We start from the raw sequence: 23,467 nt of genomic DNA on the forward strand, positions 1-23,467 counted from the left end.
GTCTGTTTCATGCGCTTATTGTGCCTGGCAGGCTTCGGGTTGAACAGCATGATATGGGCGAGTTTTGAACACTTTCCCTAACGACGTCAATACTTATTTTCGATCCTATTCCCGCGGGTTAGTCGGCGATCTTGGAACTTTAATCGATGAATTGTCAACTATCTCCGCACCGATATCGAACGCTTGCCGTTAATTGCTAATCGGTGTGCAATCGACGAGAGTATTACGCGAATGGCAACGCACGACCTCCGTTGCTGCGGCTCGCAAGTTCATCTCGTCAATGTCTACAACGAGTCGTAGATCTACTCCGAGGCAGTGGCGCCAGACTGGCCTTTGGTGTTCGGTCGTGACTTGGCGACCGCGCAAAGCGGGGCTTATTGCACAGCTCCGTAATAAGAGCTCCTGATGCTTCGATGATGCTTTTCAAATCGCCTTTAAGACCGAGACACTGATGTAGTCAGCATCTTCACGCCATGAGGCTGATCGGGCGCGGTACGGAGGGCAGTTGAATTGAGGCGCCCTTCTGCTTCTTCAAGCACATACATGCTTCCATCGCCCTTCTGCAAACCCCATACCAAGTCAATAGCGATGGGGACGGCGCTTCATGGACCTGCATCCGTGATGAATTTTTCACACGGTCTCTGCCTCCGGGATCTAGTGTGCTTCAGTAGGCGCATCGGAGGTGTATCGGTGCATCTCTTGACGGGAAGTAGCAAGCGTTGGATTTGCGGTTGAGCAAGTCGCTTTCGCATGGCGCGGATGACGGGAACCCGGCAATGCGCAGGCGTTTTATCCTTTTTCAGGAGGCACAAAATGAAAATCAATCTTAGACGCCTGTCCAGCTTTGTTTGCCAGGGCATCGCAGCTGGCGGTGTCATCGCGGTTACGTGCCTGATCGGGCCAGGCTCCCAGGCGCAGACGCTAGGATCAACCGTCACCGTGGCTCAGGGCGATCCATTCAGCGGATGCACGGCAGACCAGTTGCAAGCGCAGGAGTCAGCATTCGGGAGCGTCCTGTTTCCGGCCACATCGATCGAGCCATGGGCGGCAACCGATCCGACCAACCCGTCTCGCCTCCTCGTCGGTCACCAGCAGGACCGCTGGAACAATGGTGGCTCGCGCGGACTCGTCGGCGTCGTCTCCAACGATGCGGGCGGCACCTGGACTAACTCGATCCCATCCGGCGTTACTGACTGCACCGGGGGCAAATTCCGTCGCGCGTCCGATCCTTGGGTAGACTTCGCGCAAGACGGAACGGCATTCTTTTTCTCGCTGGTGTTGGACCCCGCGCAGCCGACGACTCCGTTTGGCGCACGCAATAGCGCGATGCTGGTCAGTCGCTCCACCGATCACGGCGCGACGTGGCAACCGCCCGCTACGCTGATTCGCAACAACTCTCCGCACGTGCTCAATGACAAGAACGCCCTCACCGCTGATCCGACCGCGAACAAGTACGTCTATGCAGTGTGGGATCAGCTGAGCGTGTTCCCACAAACGAAGGAGGCCGCCCAGTTGCTCGCGGAAAACGATGGTGTCCTGATCGCGCGCAAATTGCGTGACGCTGCAGCGTCGGCAGCGGGCGGCGCTCCAGTTTTCAAGTTTAATTTCACTGGCCCGAGTTTCTTCTCGCGATCCACCGACAACGGTTTGACCTGGAGCACAGCCACCCCCATTTACCGGCCGGGCACGAACGCACAGACCATCAACAACATTGTGCGGGTGCTGCCTGACGGGACCCTGCTCAATTTCTTCACCGCGATCAACGTGACGCAGTCGGGTTTAAGCATTGGGTATATAAAGTCGGCAAATAAAGGCGTGAACTGGACGGGGCCGACGTTCCCCCACGACATCAGCGTGGTCGGAGTGGTAACTCCGGATAGCAGCGAGCCGGTACGCGATGCTTCCATTCTCTACAGCGTCGCTGTGAACCCAAAGTCGGGGGCGATCTATCTCACCTGGCAGGACGATCGCTTTTCAACTGCGACCTGCACCACCCCCACAGGATCGATTCCGATCGACGGGATCGTCTTCAGCGAGTCAGATAACGGTGGGGCTACATGGTCGACGCCCGTAATGATCAACAAGACGCCGTCAAACGGGACGAACCCCTGCCGTCAGCAGGCTTTCATCCCTGCGGTGGTAGCCTCGGGCGACGGCAATACGATCGTGGTGACTTACTATGACTTCCGTAACGACACTAACACCTCTGCCGGCTTCGAGGGCACCGATTATTTCGCGGTGTTCTGCTCCACTGCCACCGCGTGCACCAACCCTGCCAATTGGGTCAATGAGCGACGACTGACCGACGCCTCGTTCAACATGCTTGACGCTCCCGTGGCGGGTGGCCATTTCCTCGGCGATTACATGGGTCTGACCGCCAGCGGACCCGCAACCGTCTACCCTGTATTCGGCACAGCCACGAGTCCCAACGTAACGGCCGAATTTACCCGTAAGATCACCTTGCCGTGAGCGCAACCGGCGGCGACTAAGGGAGGTCGCCGCCGATTCCCCACAACAGCTCGTTCGGTGACGAGAATCGGCGGATTCGCGACGATGCTGAGAGAACGTCAGTAGCGGGATATGAATCGGACGTTTCCATGAGCGGTCACCAGCCTGCGCGAAGGACCACTCATGGCCGAAGCTTAACGATCGTCCCGTCACGCGTGAGCTTCCCGGCCGTGCAAACGCCCGTCGGGCCGTGGACGACCCGTTGCGGCCGGTCGAGCCCCCGAGGTGCAAGGGGCTGGTATCAGAGTTGAGCGGTCGCTCGGAACGGCCATTCGTGGACAAGTAATCGGTTCCTTCTTGTTCACACGGCGCACCCGCAACTCCTGCCATGCCCACCGAGTACAAATGCTATAAACACCGCCGCGATCGGCCGAATCGCTGCCCCACGGTGAATGACCTGCGACCCGAAACGACGGGTCCCCTGCCAGTTCAGCAGTCCACTACATATCGTGATTGCACTGGTGTCCGGAGATCAAGCGCGAATGTGCGCTAACACACAGTCTTTTCCAACCGGATGCGCTTTAACTTGCGCGAAGCTTACGCGTTGACCGGCCCGAAAACGGTTTAGGTCTTGGACAGTCGTTCACTTTCAACGTCGACGCGCTTTCGCACGAACATAACGAGAAGCAAGCGGGCGACTTCTAGCACATCGCACTTACTCAGAGCGCGCCGCCGCGCAGCCGGTGGCCGTGCTGCTGACGCATGCAATAGCAACCTGCGCAAGGAAGCGGCGCTCGCGCTCGGCGAACTGCGCGAGCCGTCCACGTTGGCCGCATTGAAAGAAGCACTCGACGACGCCGACCCCGAAGTCCGGAAGGCCGTGCGGATCGCGTTGCAGCAGATCGCGGACGCCACGCAATGAAAACGCCCCTGCGCATCGAAATCGACGGCACGGCGCACACGCTGATCTTGCATTGGCCGGACGGCGCGACGCAGCGCATCGCGCATCGTCTGTTGCGCCAGCATTGTCCGTGCGCCGAATGGAAACGCGTCCGTCTGCATGGCGCGCAACCCACAGCACCCGACGACATCGCCGTGCTCGACGTACACGCTGCGGGATACGGCGTGCAACTGCTGTTCAGCGACCGCCACGAGCGCGGCATCTTCCCGTGTGGGCCTTTCTGGCGCAACTGCCCGGCACGCATTGACACTTGCGCATGTCACGTCACGTCTAACATGCGCACCCGATATCTTTATCTGAATTTACTATTTAAATTCTGCATAACGCGGTGATAGCCTGATTTCGACCCGTAGACGCCGAGCGCGTCTGCTTTCGCATCTCAACGTCCGTCGAAGCGGAACATCCGGCAAGGAGCCAACGTGAGCGTCGAATTCATCGGCATGATCCAGCAGCGCAAGGTATCGGAAACGCATCTTCCTCAAGGCCCCGCGATCGATACCGATTACGTGCGCACCTTCGCTCAGGCCCACGAAGACGCGGGCTTCGACCGCATCCTCGTGCCGCACAGCTCGACCAGCCCCGATGCGACGATCACGATAGCCTACGCCGCGAGCGTCACGTCGCGCGTGCATTTCATGCTCGCGCATCGTCCCGGCTTCGTTGCGCCGACACTGGCTGCGCGGCAACTGGCGACGCTGGATCATTTCTCCGGCGGACGACTCGCCGTGCACTTCATCTCCGGCGGCAGCGACGAGGATCAACGCCGCGACGGCGACTTTTTAGCACACGACGAACGCTATGCGCGCACCGACGAGTACCTGCAGATTCTGCGGCGCGTCTGGACAGAGAACGCACCGTTCGATCATGAAGGCCGTTTTTATCGCTTCGAAAAGGCCTTTTCCGATGTGAAGCCGAAGCAGACGCCGCACGTGCCGATCTACTTCGGCGGTGCGTCCCAGGCGGCCCTTGCCGTCGCGGGCAAGCATGCCGCTGTCTACGCGTTGTGGGGCGAATCGAAACAGCAGGTGGCGGAACTGATTGCACGCGTGCGCGGCGAAGCGGCCAAACATGGGCGCACCGTGCGTTTCTCCGTGTCGTTCCGTCCGATCCTCGCCGCGACGGAAAAGGCGGCATGGGAGCGCGCCGAGCATATTCTCGAAGAGACGCGGCGTCTGCGCGTCGAACAGGGCTTCTCGCGCGGCGGCCCGCAACAGAGTGAAGGCGCAAAGCGCCTGCTTGCCGCAGCGGGAGACGGCGTGCGCGCCGACGACCGCTTGTGGACGGCTGTCGCAAAGGAGATCGGCGGACGCTCGAATTCGACGGCGCTGGTCGGCACGCCCGCACAAGTCGCGCAAACGCTCTCCGAGTATTACGACATCGGCGTGACGACGTTTCTCGTGCGCGGCTTCGATCCCCTCGAAGATGCAATCGACTACGGCCGCGAACTGATTCCCGCGACGCGCGAGCTGACTGCGCGTGCACGCCGCGCCGCTTGAGAACGGAGCGCATCCACGCATGAGCACCGCACTCCACGATACGCCCGCGTCCGCGCTCACGTTGCGCGACACGCCCGTCCGCAAATTCTGGTTCGACGACGACAACGCACCGCAGCGCACGCTCGCCGAAGAGCGCCGCCATCGTCAGGAGCGCCTTGCAGGCGCATTCCGTCTGTTCGCGCGCTATGGCTTCGCGCAAGGGCTCGCGGGGCACATCACCGCACGCGACCCCGAATGGACCGATCACTTCTGGGTCAATCCGCTCGGCAAGCATTTCGGCCGCATTCGCGTGTCCGATCTGCTGCTCGTCAATCGACATGGCGAAATCGTTGTCGGCGATGGCCCCGTGAATCAGGCTGCATTCGCCATTCACGCCGCGATACATGAAGCACGGCCCGACGTCGTCGCAGCCGCGCATACGCATTCACTGTACGGCAAGGCGTGGTCCACGTTAGGACGCAAGCTCGATCCGCTGACGCAGGACGCCTGCTCGTTCTATGAAGACCATGCAGTGTTCGACGACTTCCGCGGCGTCGTACTCGATACCGACGAAGCCGCGCGCATTGCGCACGCGCTCGGACAGCAAAAGGCGGTGATTCTGAAGAATCACGGCATTCTGACGGCCGGTCCAAGCGTCGAAGCGGCTGCGTGGTGGTACATCGCGCTCGACAACGCCTGCCATGCACAACTGCTTGCGCTGGCTGCCGGCACGCCTCAACCGATTCCGCACGACATCGCCGTCCTGACGCACCGGCAGGTCGGCCGCCCGGGCGGCGCACAGCATGCATTCGAGAGCCTCTACGAAGGACTGGTCGAAAAGGAACGGGAGTTGCTCGACTGATGCCGAATCACAAACTGCGCCATTTTGTCGGCGAAATCGCGGCGCTGATCGACGCGAAGCCTGCCGAACCGGAGCTGCTCGAACGCGGCGCCGCTGCATTGAAAAACCTGATCCGCGTCGACGACTGGTTGCCCGATGCGTTCGCCCAGCCGTCCGCCGAACGCTATCAGCAATACCTGCTGTATGCCGACGTACAGCAACGCTTTTCGGTTGTCAGCTTCGTCTGGGGACCTGGACAGGCAACGCCGATTCACGATCACACCGTGTGGGGTTTGATCGGCGTGTTGCGCGGCGCTGAACTCGCCGCGTCGTTCGAACGGCAAGACGACGGCGTGCTGCGCCAATGGGGCGAAGAAATGCGACTTGAAACTGGCGCTGTCGAAGCCGTTTCGCCGCGCATCGGCGATATTCACCGCGTGCGCAATGCGTACGACGATCGCGTATCCGTCAGCATTCACGTGTATGGTGCGAACATCGGCGCCGTTGAGCGCTCGACGTATACGCCCGACGGTCTCGGCAAGCCCTTCATCTCCGGCTACTCGAACGAAACCATCCCGAACCTGTGGGACCTCAGCAAGGAACGTCGTCATTCATGAAGTCATATCCCGTGCGTACATATGAAGAGGTGCGCGACGCGCTGCTGGCAAAGCGTGAGATCGCGCTGCTCGATGTGCGTGAAGAAGATCCGCACGCGCAGTGCCATCCGCTTTTTGCGGCCAATCTCTCGCTATCGCGCATCGAACTCGACGCGTGGACGCGGCTGCCGCGTCGCGACGTGCCTATCGTGCTGTTCGATGCAGGCGAAGGCTTCGCCCAACGTGCCGCCGACACGCTGACCTCGCTCGGCTATACGAACGTCGCGTTGCTCGCAGGCGGACTCGACGGCTGGATCAGCGCGGGCGGCGAAGTGTTCCGCGACGTCAACGTGCCGAGCAAGGCGTTCGGCGAATTCGTCGAAGCGCAGCGGCACACGCCGTCGCTGTCGGCGGAAGCGGTCGATGCACTGCTGAAGAATGGCGACGACATCGTCGTGCTCGACGCGCGCCGCTTCGACGAATATCAGACGATGAACATTCCGGGCAGCATCAGCGTGCCCGGCGCGGAACTCGTGCTGCGCGCGCGTGCGCTCGCGCCTGAGCCGACCACACGTGTGATCGTCAATTGCGCGGGACGTACGCGCAGCATCATCGGCACGCAGTCGCTCGTGAATGCGGGGCTGCCGAATCCCGTCGCGGCGCTGCGCAACGGCACGATCGGCTGGACGCTGGCCGGCCAGCAGCTCGAACATGGCAGCGAGCGGCGCTTCGATCTCCATGCGGGCCGCGACGGCGCGCAGCTCGACGCGTCGCGGCGCGCGTCGCTGGCACTCGCGCAACGCGCAGGTGTGAGCCGCACGACGCTCGACGAAGCCGCGCGCTGGGCCGCCGATTCCGCCCGCACCACGTATCGTTTCGACGTGCGCACGCCCGCCGAATACGAGCACGCGCACGCACCGGGCTTCCAGGGCGCGCCGGGCGGCCAGCTGGTGCAGGAGACAGACATGTTCGCGCCCGTGCGCGGTGCGCGTGTCGTGCTGTTCGACGATGACGGCGTGCGCGCGAACATGACGGCTTCGTGGCTTGCGCAAATGAACATCGACACCTACGTGGTGGACGGCGCATCGGCGGACGATCTGACCGCGAGCGGAGCGTGGCAGGCTGCCAGGCCGCAGCCCGCCTGGACACCGACGCTCACCCCGCAACAACTCGCCGCGCTGCTCGCGGATACGGCGAGCGGAACGGTCGTGCTCGATGTGACGACCAGCGCGAATCACGTGAAGGCACATATACCCGGCGCTCACTGGATCGTGCGCTCGCGGCTGTCGAACGCTTTCGACGATCTACGTGCATTGCCCGATGCGAAGCGCTATGTGGTGACGTGCGGCACGAGTGCGCTCGCGCCCTATGTCGCGCCGGACATTACGGCGCTGACGGGTAAGCGCGTGCAGGTGCTCGATGGCGGAACGTCGGCATGGGTACACGCGGGGCTACCCGTCGAAAGCGGCGAAACGCATCTCGCGTCGCCGCGCATCGACCGGTACCGGCGTCCGTATGAAGGCACCGATAATGCGCGCGAAGCGATGAATGCGTATCTGGAGTGGGAATACGGACTCGTCGCGCAACTGGAGCGCGACGGCACGCATGGCTTCTTCGTGATCTGATCTGCGCGTTCGTCGCGCAACACTTCATGCCGCGCGCGACAAACGCGCGGCTTTGAAGCTCCTTTCGATACTCGCGGCCAGTACCGTCAAGGCCGACTGCATCTTGCCGAGCGCGCGCGAGCGCACCATCCACACGGCGATTTCCGGCCTGAAGTCGCTGAGTGGAATCACGTCGAGTTGCGCCGCATGGGGGCTTGCATGCAGCAGTGGCAACGGTACGAGCCCCAACCCGACGCCATCCGCGACGAGGCCGAGTTGCAGCTCGGTGCCGAGCGTTTCGAGATTCAGTTTCAATGCGTAGCCTTGCGCAGCGAGCGCATGCTGCAAGCCCGCGCGAAAGCCACAGCCGTCGGGATTCAATACCCAGCCGTGCGCCTGACACTCGGCGAGCGTATGCACGCGCTTCTTCATGCTGCCCTTGCGCGCGACGACGGCCAGCTTCAACGGCCCGAGCGACTCGCCCAGCAGCGTGTCCGGCAGCGCACGATTGGCGGGCAGCAGCACCACGGCGGCGTCCAGTTCACCGTCTTCCACCTTTTGCAGCAGCGGATTGCCCCAGCCCGTCGACACGCGCGCCTGCAGTTCCGGATGCGCTTCGCGCAATGCATGCAAGGCCTTGAGCATCGCCACGTCCGCGACCGTCTGCGCGACGCCGATGCGCAGCACGCCCGCCAGCGGTGCATCGTCAGTCACGAGGTGTTTGAGCGCTATGCGGCCGGAGCCAAGGTGCGCGCGGTCGCGGTAACGCGCTCGCAGCCCATCGACCTCGCGATCATCGTCCCCTACCGGTCGCCGATCAAAAGCGCCGCCGATCTGAAAGGCAAGCGCATCGCCACGACACGCGGCTCGATCGGTCACTACCTTGCCATCGCGACGCTGGAGCGCGCGGGCATCGAACTGTCGGATGTATCGCTGCGCTTCATGCAACCCGCCGATGCCAAGGCCGCACTCGCGTCGGGCAACGTCGATGCGTGGTCCACGTGGGACCCGTACGTCGCGCTCGCCGAACAGCGCGATCACGACCGCAGCATCGCAAATGGCGTGAATCTGTCGTCGGGGCTGAGCTTTCAGGCGGCAACCGAAGAGTCAATCAAAGCCAAGCGCGCGGAAATCGCGGATTTCCTGAAGCGCGTCGCCGCGGGACAGCGCTGGGCGTTGTCGCATCCCGATGAAGTCGCCGCGATGCAGTCGCACGTCACGGGCTTGCCGCCCGATGTGTTGAAGACGGTCTATCAGCGCGCGCAGTTGCATCCCATCGCCATCGACGATCATGTGATCGCCGAACAGCAGAAGACCGCCGATCTCTATCGACGCGCCGATGTCATCAAGACGCGCCTCGATGTAGCGCCGAGTTTCGACCGTGAGTTTCCGCTGGATGCGCAATGATCTCATGCCGCTTCTTTTGCCAAGTCGATATTGATAGCCTGGTATGACTCGCCGCCACCCCGATACTGCGCTCATCGATACCGCGCGCGACGCCAATGCCCTCGAAGCGCTCGCGGACCTCGACAGCCCGCGCGCCGATGCCTGGCTCGCCGCGCTGACGAACGAATTCGCCGTCGGCGCCGCCGCGCTCGACGCCGGTCCACATTTCCCGCACGACAATCTGGCGACGCTGCGGCGCGCCGGGCTCCTCTCGCTGACCGTGCCGCGCGCGCTCGGCGGCCGCGAGGCGACGCTCGCGCAGACGCTGAAAGTGATACGCGCCATTGCGCGCGGCGAGCCGTCGACGGCGCTGATCGTCGTGATGCAATACCTTTACCATCTGCGGTTGCAATCGAATCCGAACTGGCCGCCAGCGCTCAAGGAGCGCATTGCGCGCGACGCCGTGGAGCACGGCGCGTTGATCAACTCGCTGCGCGTCGAGCCGGAACTCGGTTCGCCGTCGCGTGGCGGACTGCCTGCGACGATCGGCAGAAAGGAAAACGAACACTGGGTGCTCAACGGCCGCAAGCTGTACTCGACGGGCAGCCCGGGGCTGACGTGGTTCGCCGTCTGGGGCCGCACCGATGAAGCATCGCCGCGCGTCGGCACGTGGCTCGTGCATCGTGACATGCCCGGCATCCGCATCGGCGAACCGTGGAATCATCTCGGCATGCGCGCAACGGGCAGCCACGAAGTGATCTTTGACAACGTGCGCGTGCCGCTCGATCATGCTGTCGATCTGCAGACACCGGGGCCCGCGAACGGCATGGACCCCGTTACCAGCCAGTGGATGAACGTGTTGTTGCCGTCGATCTACGACGGCATCGCGCGCGCGGCCCACGACTGGTTCGTGAAATGGGCGGCGCAACGGGTGCCGTCCGGCCTGAATGCGCCGCTCGCGACGCTCGACAGCTTTCAGCAGACGGTGGGACGCATCGACGCGTTGCTGTTCAACAATCGCGTATTGCTCGACGCTGGTGCAGCCGGTCACGTGAGCGCGACGGAAGCGCCGACAATCAAATATTTCGTCAGCAAACATGCAATCGATGCCGTCGAGCTTGCGCTCGAAGCGAGCAGCAACCCAGGGTTGAGCCGCAACAATGCGCTCGAACGCCACTATCGGGATGTACTGTGCGCGCGTATTCACACGCCGCAGAATGACACGGTGCTGGGCAATCTCGGGCGCGCGGCGTTCGCGGCACTTTGATGCGACGAAGTCCAGTCGGCGCCTCTATGGCCGGCGGGACATGCCTATCCCCCTGCTATGCCTGAATGAACTGCAGCAGATCGGCGTTGACCAGATGCGCGCGCGTCGTGCATATGCCGTGCGGCGCGCCTTCGCAGACCTTCAGTTTGCCGTTCGGCACCAGCATCGACGACAGCTTGCCCGAATCGTCCCGCGGCACGATCCGATCGGCGTCGCCGTGCAGCCCAGCGTAGGCATGATCATCTTTTTCGGGTCTTCGATGAAGCCGTTTCCGAGAATGCAATGATGCAGTCGTAAGCGCTCTTGTTCGAGCATTGCATACCGGCAAACCCGCACGCGTCGCGGGATTGGCGGGCGTCTTCAGCATCAGCGGCAGAACGGCAGCAATCAGCACCGCCTTGCGCACGCGCTGCGTGTCGTGCCGTCCGATATCGCGCGCGAGCCCGCTGCCGCGCGTCGAGTGCCCGGCCAGCACGGCATCCTTCAGATCGAGATGTTCGATCAGCTCCGCGAGATCGTCCGTATAGCGGCTCATGGCCGACCGCGACGACGCTCGCGCATCAGGCGGCACAAATGCAGGCGCTTCTGCTGCAAAACACCGAGTCGACCGAATTGACGCGTGATTTGACCGAACATATCGCCCGGCTCACGCATGACGTCCGCGAGAAACTCGCACGCGACAAACATGCCAAGGTCGCTTGAAACGGAAAGCCGAAACGATCAGGCAAGCACATCCGAAAACACACGCGTGGCAAAGCGGCTCGAGTCCGTCCCGGCATTGACGACGCCGACCGATTTCAGATCGTCGGCATACAGCGCGATCTCCTTCTTGAACGCATCGCCTACAGGGTGATGGTGGTCTGTGTGGCTCTTCAGCATCGCCGTCAATTGCGCAACGTTCGCGCTCGGCGCATTCGGTGCGAAGATCGCCGCGGCCTCGGCAGGATTGTTCGCGGTCCATTCCGTCGCATCCAGCAGCGCCTGCGTGAGCGCCTGCGCCGTCGCGCGGTCCTTGCGGATCAGCGAACCGCGCACGCCCAGCACGCAGCACACGCGATTCGCGTATTCGCCGCACAGATTGTTCGATACCTCCTGCAGATGATCGGACTCGCGCAGCGTCCAGATGGTCGGGTCGCCGTCGGCAATCGCGTGCACTTCGCCTTTTTTCAAGGCCTCGCCGAGCAGAGTTGCCGGGTATTGCCGCCAGTGGACGTCACTCTCGGGGTCGACGCCGATCTTCTTCAGCGAGATCGCGAAGAAGTTCTTCGCCGGGCTCGCCATGTCGCTCACGCCGACCGTGCGTCCTTTCAGCCCTTGCAGATCGACGATGCCCGACGCTTTGGTCGCAAGCAGCCGCATGCAGCCGCCGTGGATGCCCGCCGTCAGCTTCACGTCGAAACCCTGTTCCAGCGGCTTGATCCAGCGCAGTGCCATGCCGACGCCCGCATCCGATTTGCCCGTCGCGATGGCTTCGAGCAGCTGATCGGTGGAACCGGCAAAGTTGATCAGCTCAACATCGAGTCCGTGCTTGCGGAAGAAGCCTTGCTTGACGGCCACGGGCACGGGCGCCGTGCAGATCGCGCCCGCGTTCCACGAGAGCTTGAGTGGCTTCAGGCCTTCGTCGGCGTAGGCGCGCACGCCGGGCAGGAATGATGCGCCGCCCAGCGCGGCCGCGCCCGCCGTCCATGCGGCCTTGCGCAGCCAGGCGCGGCGCGATGGATCGATGGCGGTTGGATGAGGGTTGTGATCGCGTTTCATGTGGTTGTTGTTCCAGTGCGTAGTGTGGTCGTGCGGATTCAGGTATCGAGGCCGAGTTGCGCGAGGACTTCGCGGCGCAACGCGACAAGTTTCGGATCATCGCGATGACGCGGATACGGCGCGTCGTTGCGCACTTCTGCGACGATGCGCGCCGGCCGCTCGCTCAGCACGATCACGCGGTTCGCGACATACAGCGCCTCTTCGACGTCATGCGTGACGAGCAGCACCGAGAAGCGCGCGGCCTGCCACAGGCGCACGAGCTCCCCTTGCATGCGGATGCGCGTCAGCGAATCGAGCTTGCCGAACGGCTCGTCGAGCACGAGCAGTTGCGGATCGTTGACGAGCGCGCGCGCCAGCGCCGCGCGCTGCGCCATGCCGCCCGACAGCTGATGCGGGAACGCATCCCCGAATTCACCGAGGCCGACCAGTTCGAGTGCGGCGTCGATGCGCGCCGCCGCATCCTCACGCGCTGCGCGGCCGCGTCCCGCCCGCTGCGCCTGCGGGCCGAGCCCGACGTTGTCGCGCACCGTGCGCCATGGAAACAGCGTCGGGTCCTGAAACACCACGACGCGCGACGGGTCCGGCCCGGCAATCGGCTCGCCGTTTGCATGCAGCGCGCCGCGCGCGGGCGTATCCAGTCCCGCCACGAGGCGCAGCAAGGTCGATTTGCCGCAGCCGCTCGCCCCGAGCAGCGCGACGAATTCGCCGGGCTCGACAGTCAGGCTGATGTCGTCGAGCACGGCCAGCGCCTCGCCGCGCAGCGCGAACTGATGACTGACGTTGCGCACGTCGATGCGCGCGCCCTGCCGCGCGTCCGTACGCGCGTGCAACGCTTGAGTAGCGGCTACCATTTGAGCAATCCCTTTTGCCAGGCCAACAGACGGTCGCGCACCTTGAACAGCAGCGTGATCAGACCGGAACACATCAGCGCCATCACGAGCAACGCGGCGTACATGTTCGAGTACGCGGCCCAGCCCTGCGCCCATTGCAGATACCAGCCGAGCCCCGCCTTCACGCCCATCATCTCCGCGACGATCAGCACCGAGAACGACGCGCCCAGCCCCATGAACAGGCCGACGAACACCGACGGCAACGCGGCAGGAATCGCCACGCGCAAGATCAGGAACGATGCGCGTGCGCCCAACGTGCGCGCAACGTCGTAGTACGCGGAGTTCACGCCCGCCACGCCGGACCACGTGAGCACCGCGACGGGAAATGCGCTGGCGAGCGCGATCAGAAAGACGCTGGCGCTGAAGCTCGACGGAAAGAAGAAGAACGCGAGCGGCAGCCACGCGGTGGCAGGCAACGGCCCGATCAGCCGCAGCACAGGGTGCAGCCAGTAACCGACCGCACGTGACCAGCCGATGCTCACGCCGATCACAAAGCCCGTCAGCGCGCCGAGCACGTAGCCATAAGCGAGCAGCACGAACGAATGTCCGACGCTCGATGCAAGCCGCGGCAGATCGTCGAAGTAGACCGCGATCAACGCCTGAGGCGGCGCGAAGAACGGACGCGGCAACCATTCGAGCTGCGCCGTGACGACTTCCCACGCAGTGATGCCGAGCGCGAGCGCGAGCAGCCACGGCGAGGCCGCCAGCCATCTGTCGATGCGCGCCTGCTGCGCGTCCGCTTGCGGCTTGAGCGGGCCGGTCGCTCGCCACGCACGCACGCCGATGGCCGCCGACAGTGCCGCCAGCGCGAGCTTCAAGATGATGAGTTCGCGCGTGTACGGCCAGTCGTCGAGCGCGTGCCACCATTGCGTGACGGCCGCGCCGCCGAGCCACGCGAGGGTCGCCAGCGCGGCGACGATCTGTCGCGTCGCTGCGCGCGGCGCGGCGGCGTTATCGGCGTGCAGGCGGGTGAGATCGATTGCCTGGGGGTTTGAGGACATGTCGATACGCTCCTTGAAATTGCGGCTCAGGCGCTGCCGATGGTCGTATCCGAGATCGCGCGCACGTCGATGCGGCGCGGCAGAATCGCATCGCGATACGCGGCGTCCGCAACCTTTTGCAAAACCGCGATATCCGCGTCGGACACGAAGTGCTGCTTCAGCGACGCGCGCTTCGTGATCTGCTTCGCCGCGTCGAGCGGCGAGCGCGTGAGCGTCGCGTAGATTTGCGCGTACGCGTCGGGATTGACGACAGCCCAGTCGCCCGCGCGCTGATAGCGCTGCAGCACGTCGGCAATCGCGGCGCGCTTGCGCGTATCGGCGAGCGCCGCGCCCGATGCGGTGATAAAGCCCAGCCCGCTGTTGATGCCCGTGCCGTCCCGCAGAATACGTGCGCCGCGTTGCAGCGCGATGCCGTAGTACGGATCGAAAGTCGCCCATACTTCGATCGAGCCGGACGCGAACGCGGCAAACGCATCGACAGGCAAGATGAAGCGCACGGATACATCGTCCCTCGACAACCCGGCTTCAGCGAGCGCGCCGTATAGCTGGAACTGTGAAATGCTGCCGCGCGCCGATGAGACGAATACCGTGCGCCCCTTAAGATCCGCGACCGTGCGGATCTTCGAATCCTGCGCGACGAGAATGCCGAGCTGCGCGCCGGAGCCGACGCGCGTCGCGACGATCTTCAAGGTCGGATCGCCAACCGCAGCCGCGAGAACGGGCAGATCGCCGGCGGGCGCGAGATCGACGGCGCCCGCGCGCTGCGCTTCGAACAGCGGTGCAGCGCCCTGAAAGTTCGCCCAGCGAAACGCATACGGCGTGCCGTCGAGTACCTTGGCGGCCTCGGCCAGCGCGCGCGTGCCACCGGCCTGATCGCCTAGCACGAGGGTGGTCGACGCCGCGTCGGCTGCCTGCGCACTGCGCACGGGCGATAGCGAAACGGCGGCAACGGCAGGCGCTGCCGCGAGTGCGCGCAGCACACGCCGCCGCGCGGAAAAAGACGTTGGAACAGAAGCGCTCATGGGCCCTCACAGTCGATATGCAGGCAAGCGTAACGACGAAGGACCACAGTGAGAATTATTCTATTTATATATGTTTATCTCACGGCAATATTTATGTTTTGCATGTTTCAAAGCATGCGCACGCTTATCGTCAGGCGTGTGATCCATAGCTGAAAGCGTCGCTTAGAAAGCGGCGATTCCGTTGCTACGATGGCGAACCGATCCATTGCTTCATTCGGCTCAACCTGGAAAACGGAATACACGTATGGCGCCCATCACACGCCGCGCGTTCGCGCGCCTCGCACTCGCTTCGCTGTTTGCACTGACGTCGGCGCACAGTTTCGCGCAAGCTTCGGCTTCGCCTATTGCGCTGCGCATCGGTTATCAGAAATCGTCGACGCTCATCACGCTGCTCAAGGCGCGCGGTTCGCTGGAAAAAGCGCTCGCGCCGCTGAACGTGCGTGTCACATGGAACGAGTTCACGAGCGGCTTGCCATTGACGGAAGCCCTCAATGTCGATGCCGTCGATTTCAGCGCCGACGTGGCCGACACCGTGCCGATCTTCGCGCAGGCCGCGCATGCACGCTTCGTGTACGTGGCCCAGGAAGCGCCTTCGCCGGGCGCGCAGGCCATCATCGTCAAGAACGACAGTCCGCTCAAAACGCTCGCCGATCTGAAGGGCAAACGCATCGCGGTGACGAAAGCGGCGGGCAGCCACTATCTGTTGCTGGCCGCGTTGAACAAGGCGGGGCTCGCAGCGACGGACGTGAAGATCAGCTACCTCACCCCCGCCGACGGGCGCGCGGCATTCGAACGCGGCAGCGTCGACGCGTGGATCACCTGGGACCCGTACGCGGCGTCCGTCGACAAGAACGCCGACGTGCGCATTCTTGCGAACGGCAACGGGCTCGCCTCGTATCAGCGCTACTATCTCGCGTCGCGCACGTTCGCGGACGCGCATCCGGACGTGGTCCAGGTCGTGTTCGATCAACTGAAGGAAGCGGGCGAATGGCTGCGCGCGCATCCCGATGATGCGGCCAGGACGCTCGCGCCCGTGTGGGGACTCGACGCTGCGACGATCGAACGTGCGAATGCGCGGCGCAGTTATCTGGTGCGCGCGGTTGCCGCGCAGAATTTCGGCGAGCAGCAAATCATCGCCGATACGTTCTACAAGAACGGGCTGCTGCCCGCGCGCGTCGAGACGAATCAGGCGCAGTTGTGGGACTTTGCCGCGAAGCGGGCGCAGGCGGTCGGCGGCTAGCGCGGGCAGGGTCGGCGATGAATCTCGTCCTTCATTGTCAGTGCTTGCATAAGTCTTCCGGGGCCTAGTTGACCATATCGTTGCCCGTGAAGCTATCGATCTCCTTGACCTGAGACCAGTCCGCATGCGGCGTCGGTTCGGTCGCGGAGGAATCGACCATTCGAATCTTGGCTCTCTCGGCCATTGCCGCTGCGAACCGATGGTGTCCATCGGTGAGCACCAGCTTGCCATCGTGACTCCGCTCAGCAGGGACCGGTTCCAACTGCTCTCCATTTCGAATTTTTGGACGCGCGAGTTCTGCCACCTGCGCCAGCTCCTGTTGATTGGCCGGTGTTACGTGCTCGAATACAGGCGCAAAGCGCGCGTCGAGTTCCCGCATCGTCGGCGCCGCGCGCGGCGTCGTGCGGGGCGGCGGGAATCGTACTCATCGACACTCTCCGGACAGGTTAACAGCCCGCCAGACTAAGCGCCGTCAACACGGCGCCGCAACCAACAAAAGCCGATAACGATATGCGCCAGATCATGTAGCGCACCTTGATGTCTTTAGGCCGCTACGTGCATTGCTAATCTCGTGCGGCCGGTTAAGTTTCTGCAAAACGATTATTGGAGCGCACACAGGGCGCTTTTTATACTCGGCTCTCAGTCAGCACTTGTCGCATGAGAGTGCCAGCGAGATTCCCATTTCTATATGTCTTGAAGGAAGAAACAGATGAGTTTGCGTCCGTTACATGATCGCGTGATCGTGAAGCGTCTCGATCAGGAAACCCGTACTGCATCGGGCATCGTGATTCCCGATAGCGCCGCCGAAAAGCCCGATCAGGGCGAAATCGTCGCCGTCGGGCCGGGCCGTCGCAGCGACGACGGCAAGCGTATCGAACCTGACCTGAAGGTCGGCGAGCGGGTGCTGTTCGGCAAATATGCGGGCCAGTCGGTGAAGGTCGACGGCAATGAACTGCTGGTGCTGCGCGAAGAAGATATCGTCGCGGTCGTTCAATCCTGAGGAGAATGCAATCATGGCAGCCAAAGAAGTCGCTTTCAGCGATCACGCGCGCTCGAAACTGGTGGAAGGCGTCAACCTGCTCGCCAATGCGGTGAAGGTGACGCTCGGCCCGAAAGGCCGCAATGTCGTGCTCGAACGGAGTTTCGGCAGTCCCATCGTCACGAAGGACGGTGTGTCGGTTGCGAAAGAAATCGAACTTGCGGACAAGTTGCAGAACATCGGCGCGCAACTCGTGAAGGAAGTCGCGTCGAAAACCAGCGATGCTGCCGGTGATGGCACGACGACAGCCACTGTGCTCGCGCAGGCCATTGTTCGCGAAGGGCAAAAGTACGTGGCGGCCGGACTCAATCCGCTCGACCTGAAGCGCGGCATCGACAAGGCCGTGATCGCCGCCGTCGAAGAACTGAAGAAGATCAGCAAGCCAAGCACCACCAGCAAGGAGATTGCACAGGTTGCGACCATCTCGGCGAACGGTGAAGAATCGATCGGTCAACGCATTGCAGAAGCGATCGACCGCGTCGGCAAGGAAGGCGTGATCACCGTCGAAGACGGCAAGTCGCTGGCCGACGAACTCGACGTGGTCGAAGGTCTGCAATTCGACCGCGGCTATCTGTCGCCGTACTTCATCAACAATCAGGATCGCCAGCTCGCCGTGCTCGAAGAGCCGTTCATCCTGCTGCACGACAAGAAGGTATCTAACATCCGCGATCTGCTGCCCGTGCTCGAACAGGTCGCGAAGTCGGGACGGCCGCTACTGATCATCGCGGAAGACGTGGAAGGCGAAGCGTTGGCGACGCTGGTCGTGAACAACATTCGCGGCATCCTGAAGACGGTGGCCGTGAAGGCGCCCGGCTTCGGCGACCGTCGCAAGGCGCTGCTCGAAGACATCGCGATTCTGACGGGCGGCCAGGTGATCGCCGAAGAGACCGGCCTGACGCTCGAAAAGGCGACGCTCGCCGAACTCGGCCAGGCCAAGCGCATCGAGGTCGGCAAGGAGAACACCACGGTCATCGACGGCGCGGGCGAGAAGGTCAACATCGAGGCGCGCGTGAAGCAGATTCGCGCGCAGATCGCCGAGGCAACGTCCGACTACGATCGCGAGAAGCTGCAGGAACGCGTGGCGAAGCTCGCTGGCGGCGTGGCCGTCATCAAGGTGGGCGGCGCGACTGAAATCGAAGTGAAGGAGAAGAAAGACCGCGTCGACGATGCGCTGCACGCTACGCGCGCAGCTGTCGAAGAAGGCATCGTGCCGGGCGGCGGCGTGGCGCTGATCCGCGTCAAGCAGGCGATCGCCGAACTGAAGGGCGCGAATGCCGATCAGAACGCCGGTATCAATATCGTGCGGCGCGCGCTCGAAGAACCGTTGCGCCAGATTGTCGCGAATGCGGGCGAGGAAGCGAGCGTGATTGTCGCCAAGGTCGCCGAGGGTTCGGGCAACTATGGCTACAACGCCGCTACGGGTCAATACGGCGATCTCGTCGAAACAGGTGTCGTCGATCCGACCAAGGTTACGCGTACCGCGCTGCAAAATGCGGCATCCGTGGCCAGCCTGCTGCTGACGACGGACGCCACCGTGCATGAAGCGCCCAAGGATGCAGCGCCCGCCCCTGCGCCGGGCGGTCCCGGTGCGGGGGGTCCTGGGTTCGATTTCTAAGGCACGTTTGAGAGGGTTCGCTGACGTTGTGAAGCGTCAGCACAAGAATGCCGCGCGTATCGATGAGATTCGCGCGGCGTGTGAGTTAAAGAGGTATTAGCAGTCTGTTAAGTTCAAGTCAGCGCGCGCATGTTTATCTTTATCCACAACCCGATTACGTGCGTCACACGCTAGCGCGCACATCGAGTCCTGATACGCCTGCTTTTTCAAAATCACCCTGCGACATCGTGTCGAACCATGCGCTCGCCACGGTCCTGCTGAACTGAAAAGCAAAGCACAAAAAAGCGTTTGTCTTCACAGCGCTAACCAGCTTTTAATATCAGCCTCGCCTTCGCGAGACGCGCACCTTTCCCGACACATCGCCTGTCGTCTTCGGATGGATTGCCCGTCACAACTCCGCAGCCGAGCGTTCTCTTTTTTACCGCGATCATGGAGCGCATGTGTCTGATCTGACTTCCTCGCGTCATGGGCATGTTTCGCCAGTACGCGTGCGTGCTGGCGTGTCGAAAGTCACGTTGCACACGTGGCTTTCGTGGGCCGTGCCCGCGCTCGTCGTCGTGCTGTGGGAAGCCGCTGCACGCCTTGGCCTTATCACGCCGCAGGTTCTGCCGGCGCCGAGCAGCGTGCTCGGAACGGCAATCGACCTTGCGCGTAACGGCGATCTGTTCGTTCACCTCGGCGTATCGCTGCTGCGTGCCGCCGCGGGCTTTGTGATCGGTGGAACGATCGGGCTTGCGCTCGGCATACTCGTCGGCTTCTCGCCGTTCGCGCAGGCGCTGTTCGACCGCTCGATCCAGATGGTGCGCGCCGTGCCCTTTCTCGCGATGCTGCCGCTCGTCATCGTGTGGTTCGGCGTCGGCGAAGCCGCGAAGATTTTTCTCGTCGCGCTTGCGGTGCTCTTCCCCATTTACATCAACACGATGCTCGGCATCCGCCAGATCGATCCTAAGCTGATGGAGCTCGCAAAGGTGATCGGGCTCGACTGGACGGCGATCGTGCGGCGAATCATCCTGCCCGGCGCCATGCCCTCGATCCTCACGGGCGTGCGATACGCACTCGCCCACGCATGGCTCGCACTCGTGATCGCCGAAACGCTCGCAACAACCAAAGGTATCGGCTTTCTCGCGATGGATGCCCGCGAATTCCTGCAAACCAATGTCATTCTGCTGACCATGATCATCTACGCGATCATCGGCGTGATCGCCGACGCACTGGTGCGAACGCTCGAAGCCCGCTTTCTGTCGTGGCACGCGAACTACGCGCAAGGAGTGCGCAAATGAGTGCGAGTCTTGCTCTCGTCCGTGAACCGGATGTTCTTGAACGCAATGAAGAGCGTGGGCTCGCCGTATCGGTGCGCGGCCTGCAACGCCGTTACGGCACGCGGGTCGTGATCGATGCGCTGGATCTCGACATTCATCAGGGCGAATTCGTCGCGCTGCTGGGTGAAAGCGGATGCGGCAAGACCACGCTGCTGCGCGCACTGGCCGGCCTCGATCAGCCCGACGCGGGACAGATCCGTGCGCCAGAGCGGCCCTCCGTCGTGTTTCAGGAGCACCGGCTGCTGCCGTGGGCCACGCTATGGGAAAACGTCGCGCTCGGCCATGAAACGACGGTCGGCCGTGCGGGTGCCGCGCATGCGTTGAACGAGGTCGGTCTGTCAGGCCGCGAAGACGACTGGCCGCGCAACCTGTCAGGCGGCCAGGCGCAACGCGTTGCGCTGGCGCGCGCACTCGTGCGCGATCCCGCGCTGCTGTTGCTCGACGAACCGTTCGCGGCGCTCGACGCGCTCACGCGCATCAAGATGCATGGGCTCGTCAAGGAACTCGTGGCGCGCCATCAGCCTGGCGTGCTGATCGTCACGCACGACGTCGACGAAGCGCTCACGCTCGCAGATCGCATTCTGGTGATGCGCGCGGGGCGCATCGCCGCTTCCTTCCAGCCAAAACACCACACGCCGCAGAAGTTGCGCTCCGTCCTGCTCGACGAGCTGGGCGTACGCGCGCCCTGATCGGATCGCTTTCCAGCATCACCTCGAGGACTTTACAACAATGAACGATCATTCATTTGGCCGCCGCCAGGTTTTGCGGGCGGCGGGCGGACTGCTGGCCGGTCTCGCCGCAAGCAGCGTGCTGCCCGTGCGCGCCGGCGAAGCGCGTAAGCTGAAGCGCAACACCGACACGGTTCGGATCGGCTGGGGCTACGGTAGCCTGCCTGATATCGCGAAGCAACGCGGCGTGTTCGAAAAGACGCTTGCCGCGAAGAACATCAAGGTCGAATGGATCGGCCCGTTCCCGAACCATGCGCCGTCGATTCAGACCGTGGTCGGCAACAGCGCGGACTTCGGTTTCTGGGGCTCGACGACGCCGGCGCTCGCCGCGATGTTGGCCGGCTCGCCCATCGTCTTCACCGCGTTCGACGTATATTCGCCGCGCTCGACGGCCATCATCACGAAGAAGTCGAGCGGCATCAATTCGGTCGCGGATCTGGCGGGCCGCAAGGTCGCCGTCAACCGTTCGGGGCTCGGCGAGTTTCTGCTGATCGCGGCGCTGGAGAAGAACCACATTGATCGCGACAAGGTTCAGTTCGTCTACCTCAATCCGCCCGATGCCGCGCCCGCCTTCGCGCAAGGCAAGGTCGACGCATGGTCGATGTGGTCGCCCGCCGTCGATATCTCGCGCTTTTCGAACGACGCGAAAGACATCTTCAACGAAGGACGCGACCTCGAATTCCTGATCGACTACAGCTCGCTGGTGACGCGCCGGAAGTTCGCCGAAGAAAATTCGGAACTGGTGCGCGCGGTGATCGACGCGTACTACGTAGAAGGTGCATGGCAATCCGCGCACCCGGTCGAATCGGAACAGCTCGTGCAGCGCGAAGCGAAATACCCGGACCAGGTCCGCGATTATCTGGCGAGCCTCAAGCGCGTCAACCAGTTCCACGAACCCGACGACGTGGCATTCATCGCGCAGCTGCAGCGCGCCGCGGACTGGCTCGCCGAACGCAAGATCATCAACTCGCGCATCAAGGTCGCGGATTACAGCGTCAAGGTTTGACGAAGAGGACGATACGCATGGCTGACTCCGATCCTGTTATCGTCCATAGCGGACAGCCGAAACTGGTTTCGCCGCTGTCCGCTGCGCTCGGCTTGTCGCAGATCATTGCTGAGTTCGCATCGACTGCGGCGGAGCGTGAACTGGCGCATCGTCTGCCGCACGACGAGATTGCGTCGCTCAAATCGCACGGTTTCGGTTCGCTGCGTTTGCCTGCTGAAAATGGCGGACGCGGCCTCAGCCTGAGCGAACTGCTGACGGTAGCCCGCGATGTTGCCGCAGCGGATTCGAATATCGCGCACGCGTTTCGTAATCATCTGTGGCAAGTCGAAGCGGCGCTAAGGCGGCGAGACCATCCCTTTCACGCTCACGTGCTCGCATTGACGGCGCAGAAGAAAACCATCGGGCTGAGTTTCGCCGAAACCGATGCGCCCGCAGCAGGCGCGCGATCGAGCCGCGTGCTGAGCCGGCTCGAATGGAACGAGGCTGAACATCACTATGTCGGTTCAGGCGACAAGGTCTACGCGACGGGCAATCTGTATAACGATGCGTTCCTCGGTGTCGCGATAGAAAGCCGCGAGGGTCGCACCGTGCAATATGTGCTCGAACGCGGCGAAGGCGTCAGCGACGATGACGACTGGCAAGGATTCGGCCAGCGCCTGACGGGTTCGGGCACCGCGAAGTTTCGTGCGGTAGCAGTGCCCGCAGCGCATGTCTATCCGCAAGATCCGCCGCGCTCCAGCGACGCCGCGCCATGGGGATTTACCTTCCATCAGGTGTATCTGACGAACTGCATCGCGGGCATCGCACGACGCATCGCACTGGATGCAGTGGAAGTGCTGCGCGCACGCAAACGCAACTTCTATCACGGCGACACCCCGCATCCCGCCGACGAACCTGTGTTGCAAGCCTTGCTTGGCCGCATCCGCGCCTATGCCGCGAGTATCGAAGCAACGGCTGATCGCGCAATCGGCGCATTGCAACGCGCGTGGGACGCTTACGGCACGCGCGACGAACACGACGCGACGCTTGCCGCAACGCTCGCGGCATCGGAGGCCAAGGTCGTGATCGACGATCTCGCGCCGCAGATCGCCAGCTGGCTGATCGATCTCGGATCGGGCTCGGTTGTTTCGCGCGCCGGTGCGCTGGACCGTCACTGGCGCAACATCAAGGTGATCGCGTCGCACAATCCGCGGCTCTACAAGGAGCGGCTGCTTGGGCAAAACCTGTTGAGCGGGCAGCTTCCGCCAACGGGCGCATTCTTCTAGAAACAG

General features: G+C 62.9%; 22 protein-coding genes and 2 pseudogenes. 17 read left to right on the forward strand and 7 right to left on the reverse strand.

All coding sequences use genetic code 11. The features are described 5' to 3' along the window. Window positions 1–813: 813 nt before the first annotated feature. The 7 genes and pseudogenes from J8I87_RS25100 to J8I87_RS25130 all read left to right on the forward strand — a co-directional run bounded on the left by J8I87_RS25100 (window position 814) and on the right by J8I87_RS25130 (window position 7,946). Window positions 814–2,469 (forward strand): sialidase family protein, encoded by a 1,656-nt coding sequence (locus J8I87_RS25100; protein WP_209934728.1) that lies wholly within the window; start codon window positions 814–816, stop codon window positions 2,467–2,469. Window positions 2,470–3,170: 701 nt separating this feature from the next. Beyond that, window positions 3,171–3,370, forward strand: a pseudogene (locus J8I87_RS25105) (HEAT repeat domain-containing protein); the annotation flags it as partial. Next, window positions 3,367–3,741, forward strand: a complete 375-nt coding sequence (locus J8I87_RS25110) for a gamma-butyrobetaine hydroxylase-like domain-containing protein (protein ID WP_245254142.1) — start codon at window positions 3,367–3,369, stop codon at window positions 3,739–3,741. The pseudogene J8I87_RS25105 and the gene J8I87_RS25110, both read left to right, overlap by 4 nt. 87 nt (window positions 3,742–3,828) lie before the next feature. Then, entirely contained in the window at window positions 3,829–4,905 is a 1,077-nt protein-coding gene (locus J8I87_RS25115) for an LLM class flavin-dependent oxidoreductase (protein ID WP_209934729.1), read from the forward strand. A gap of 19 nt (window positions 4,906–4,924) precedes the next feature. Further along, window positions 4,925–5,746: a class II aldolase/adducin family protein gene (locus J8I87_RS25120; protein ID WP_209934730.1), complete on the forward strand. Its 822-nt coding sequence runs from the start codon at window positions 4,925–4,927 to the stop codon at window positions 5,744–5,746. Next, window positions 5,746–6,342, forward strand: coding sequence for a cysteine dioxygenase (locus J8I87_RS25125; RefSeq protein WP_209934732.1), 597 nt, complete (start codon window positions 5,746–5,748; stop codon window positions 6,340–6,342). Before J8I87_RS25120 ends, J8I87_RS25125 begins: the two co-directional genes overlap by 1 nt. Continuing rightward, on the forward strand, window positions 6,339–7,946 hold the full coding sequence (locus J8I87_RS25130; protein ID WP_209934733.1) for a rhodanese-related sulfurtransferase: 1,608 nt from the start codon (window positions 6,339–6,341) through the stop codon (window positions 7,944–7,946). Before J8I87_RS25125 ends, J8I87_RS25130 begins: the two co-directional genes overlap by 4 nt. 24 nt (window positions 7,947–7,970) lie before the next feature. On the opposite strand, the gene J8I87_RS25135 is transcribed toward J8I87_RS25130, so the two are convergent. Continuing rightward, a complete protein-coding gene (locus J8I87_RS25135; RefSeq protein ID WP_313065788.1) occupies window positions 7,971–8,639 on the reverse strand; it encodes a substrate-binding domain-containing protein in 669 nt (222 codons plus the stop codon). Between the two features lie 15 nt (window positions 8,640–8,654). Between J8I87_RS25135 and J8I87_RS25140 the strand changes: the two are divergent. Then, a pseudogene (locus J8I87_RS25140) lies at window positions 8,655–9,332 on the forward strand (aliphatic sulfonate ABC transporter substrate-binding protein); the annotation flags it as partial. Between the two features lie 43 nt (window positions 9,333–9,375). Then, on the forward strand, window positions 9,376–10,578 hold the full coding sequence (locus tag J8I87_RS25145) for an acyl-CoA dehydrogenase family protein (protein ID WP_209934734.1): 1,203 nt from the start codon (window positions 9,376–9,378) through the stop codon (window positions 10,576–10,578). A gap of 55 nt (window positions 10,579–10,633) precedes the next feature. Here J8I87_RS25145 and J8I87_RS25150 read toward each other — a convergent pair whose 3' ends face one another. Next, window positions 10,634–11,113, reverse strand: a complete 480-nt coding sequence (locus J8I87_RS25150) for an alpha/beta fold hydrolase (protein ID WP_245254143.1) — start codon at window positions 11,111–11,113, stop codon at window positions 10,634–10,636. Window positions 11,114–11,151: 38 nt separating this feature from the next. Between J8I87_RS25150 and J8I87_RS45730 the strand changes: the two genes are divergently transcribed. After that, a complete protein-coding gene (locus J8I87_RS45730) occupies window positions 11,152–11,280 on the forward strand; it encodes a hypothetical protein (protein WP_280923095.1) in 129 nt (42 codons plus the stop codon). Between the two features lie 18 nt (window positions 11,281–11,298). Here J8I87_RS45730 and J8I87_RS25155 read toward each other — a convergent pair whose 3' ends face one another. The 4 genes from J8I87_RS25155 to J8I87_RS25170 are packed head-to-tail and all read right to left on the reverse strand — an operon-like array spanning window position 11,299 to window position 15,249. Beyond that, on the reverse strand, window positions 11,299–12,336 hold the full coding sequence (locus tag J8I87_RS25155) for an ABC transporter substrate-binding protein (RefSeq protein ID WP_209934735.1): 1,038 nt from the start codon (window positions 12,334–12,336) through the stop codon (window positions 11,299–11,301). 38 nt (window positions 12,337–12,374) lie between these two features. After that, window positions 12,375–13,187: an ABC transporter ATP-binding protein gene (locus J8I87_RS25160; protein ID WP_209934736.1), complete on the reverse strand. Its 813-nt coding sequence runs from the start codon at window positions 13,185–13,187 to the stop codon at window positions 12,375–12,377. Continuing rightward, the gene (locus J8I87_RS25165) at window positions 13,181–14,227 is read right to left on the reverse strand and encodes an ABC transporter permease (protein ID WP_209934737.1); all 1,047 of its coding nucleotides are present in this window, start codon (window positions 14,225–14,227) and stop codon (window positions 13,181–13,183) included. The genes J8I87_RS25160 and J8I87_RS25165 overlap by 7 nt, the downstream gene beginning before the upstream one ends. Window positions 14,228–14,253: 26 nt before the next feature. Further along, on the reverse strand, window positions 14,254–15,249 hold the full coding sequence (locus tag J8I87_RS25170; RefSeq protein ID WP_209934739.1) for an ABC transporter substrate-binding protein: 996 nt from the start codon (window positions 15,247–15,249) through the stop codon (window positions 14,254–14,256). Between the two features lie 244 nt (window positions 15,250–15,493). Between J8I87_RS25170 and J8I87_RS25175 the strand changes: the two genes are divergently transcribed. Further along, window positions 15,494–16,489: an aliphatic sulfonate ABC transporter substrate-binding protein gene (locus J8I87_RS25175; RefSeq protein ID WP_209934740.1), complete on the forward strand. Its 996-nt coding sequence runs from the start codon at window positions 15,494–15,496 to the stop codon at window positions 16,487–16,489. A gap of 64 nt (window positions 16,490–16,553) precedes the next feature. Here the strand turns inward: J8I87_RS25175 and J8I87_RS25180 are convergent, their stop codons facing one another. After that, window positions 16,554–16,868 (reverse strand): ParB/Srx family N-terminal domain-containing protein, encoded by a 315-nt coding sequence (locus J8I87_RS25180; protein WP_209934741.1) that lies wholly within the window; start codon window positions 16,866–16,868, stop codon window positions 16,554–16,556. 330 nt (window positions 16,869–17,198) lie between these two features. Here J8I87_RS25180 and groES point away from each other — a divergent pair, with 330 nt between their 5' ends. The 6 genes from groES (at window position 17,199) to J8I87_RS25210 (ending at window position 23,461) form a co-directional block, all read left to right on the forward strand. After that, window positions 17,199–17,489, forward strand: a complete 291-nt coding sequence (gene groES / locus J8I87_RS25185; protein WP_209934742.1) for a co-chaperone GroES — start codon at window positions 17,199–17,201, stop codon at window positions 17,487–17,489. Window positions 17,490–17,502: 13 nt separating this feature from the next. Continuing rightward, a complete protein-coding gene (gene groL / locus J8I87_RS25190) occupies window positions 17,503–19,143 on the forward strand; it encodes a chaperonin GroEL (RefSeq protein ID WP_209934743.1) in 1,641 nt (546 codons plus the stop codon). A gap of 440 nt (window positions 19,144–19,583) precedes the next feature. Beyond that, window positions 19,584–20,423, forward strand: coding sequence for an ABC transporter permease subunit (locus J8I87_RS25195; RefSeq protein ID WP_209934745.1), 840 nt, complete (start codon window positions 19,584–19,586; stop codon window positions 20,421–20,423). Continuing rightward, the gene (locus J8I87_RS25200) at window positions 20,420–21,151 is read left to right on the forward strand and encodes an ABC transporter ATP-binding protein (protein WP_209934746.1); all 732 of its coding nucleotides are present in this window, start codon (window positions 20,420–20,422) and stop codon (window positions 21,149–21,151) included. The genes J8I87_RS25195 and J8I87_RS25200 overlap by 4 nt, the downstream gene beginning before the upstream one ends. 40 nt (window positions 21,152–21,191) lie before the next feature. Beyond that, window positions 21,192–22,196: an NrtA/SsuA/CpmA family ABC transporter substrate-binding protein gene (locus tag J8I87_RS25205; RefSeq protein WP_209934747.1), complete on the forward strand. Its 1,005-nt coding sequence runs from the start codon at window positions 21,192–21,194 to the stop codon at window positions 22,194–22,196. 17 nt (window positions 22,197–22,213) lie between these two features. Next, complete coding sequence (locus J8I87_RS25210; protein WP_209934748.1) at window positions 22,214–23,461, forward strand: acyl-CoA dehydrogenase family protein; 1,248 nt, start codon at window positions 22,214–22,216, stop codon at window positions 23,459–23,461. The last annotated feature ends 6 nt before the right edge of the window (window positions 23,462–23,467 follow it).

It is taken from the genome of Paraburkholderia sp. LEh10 (assembly GCF_017814945.1).
GTDB lineage: Bacteria > Pseudomonadota > Gammaproteobacteria > Burkholderiales > Burkholderiaceae > Paraburkholderia.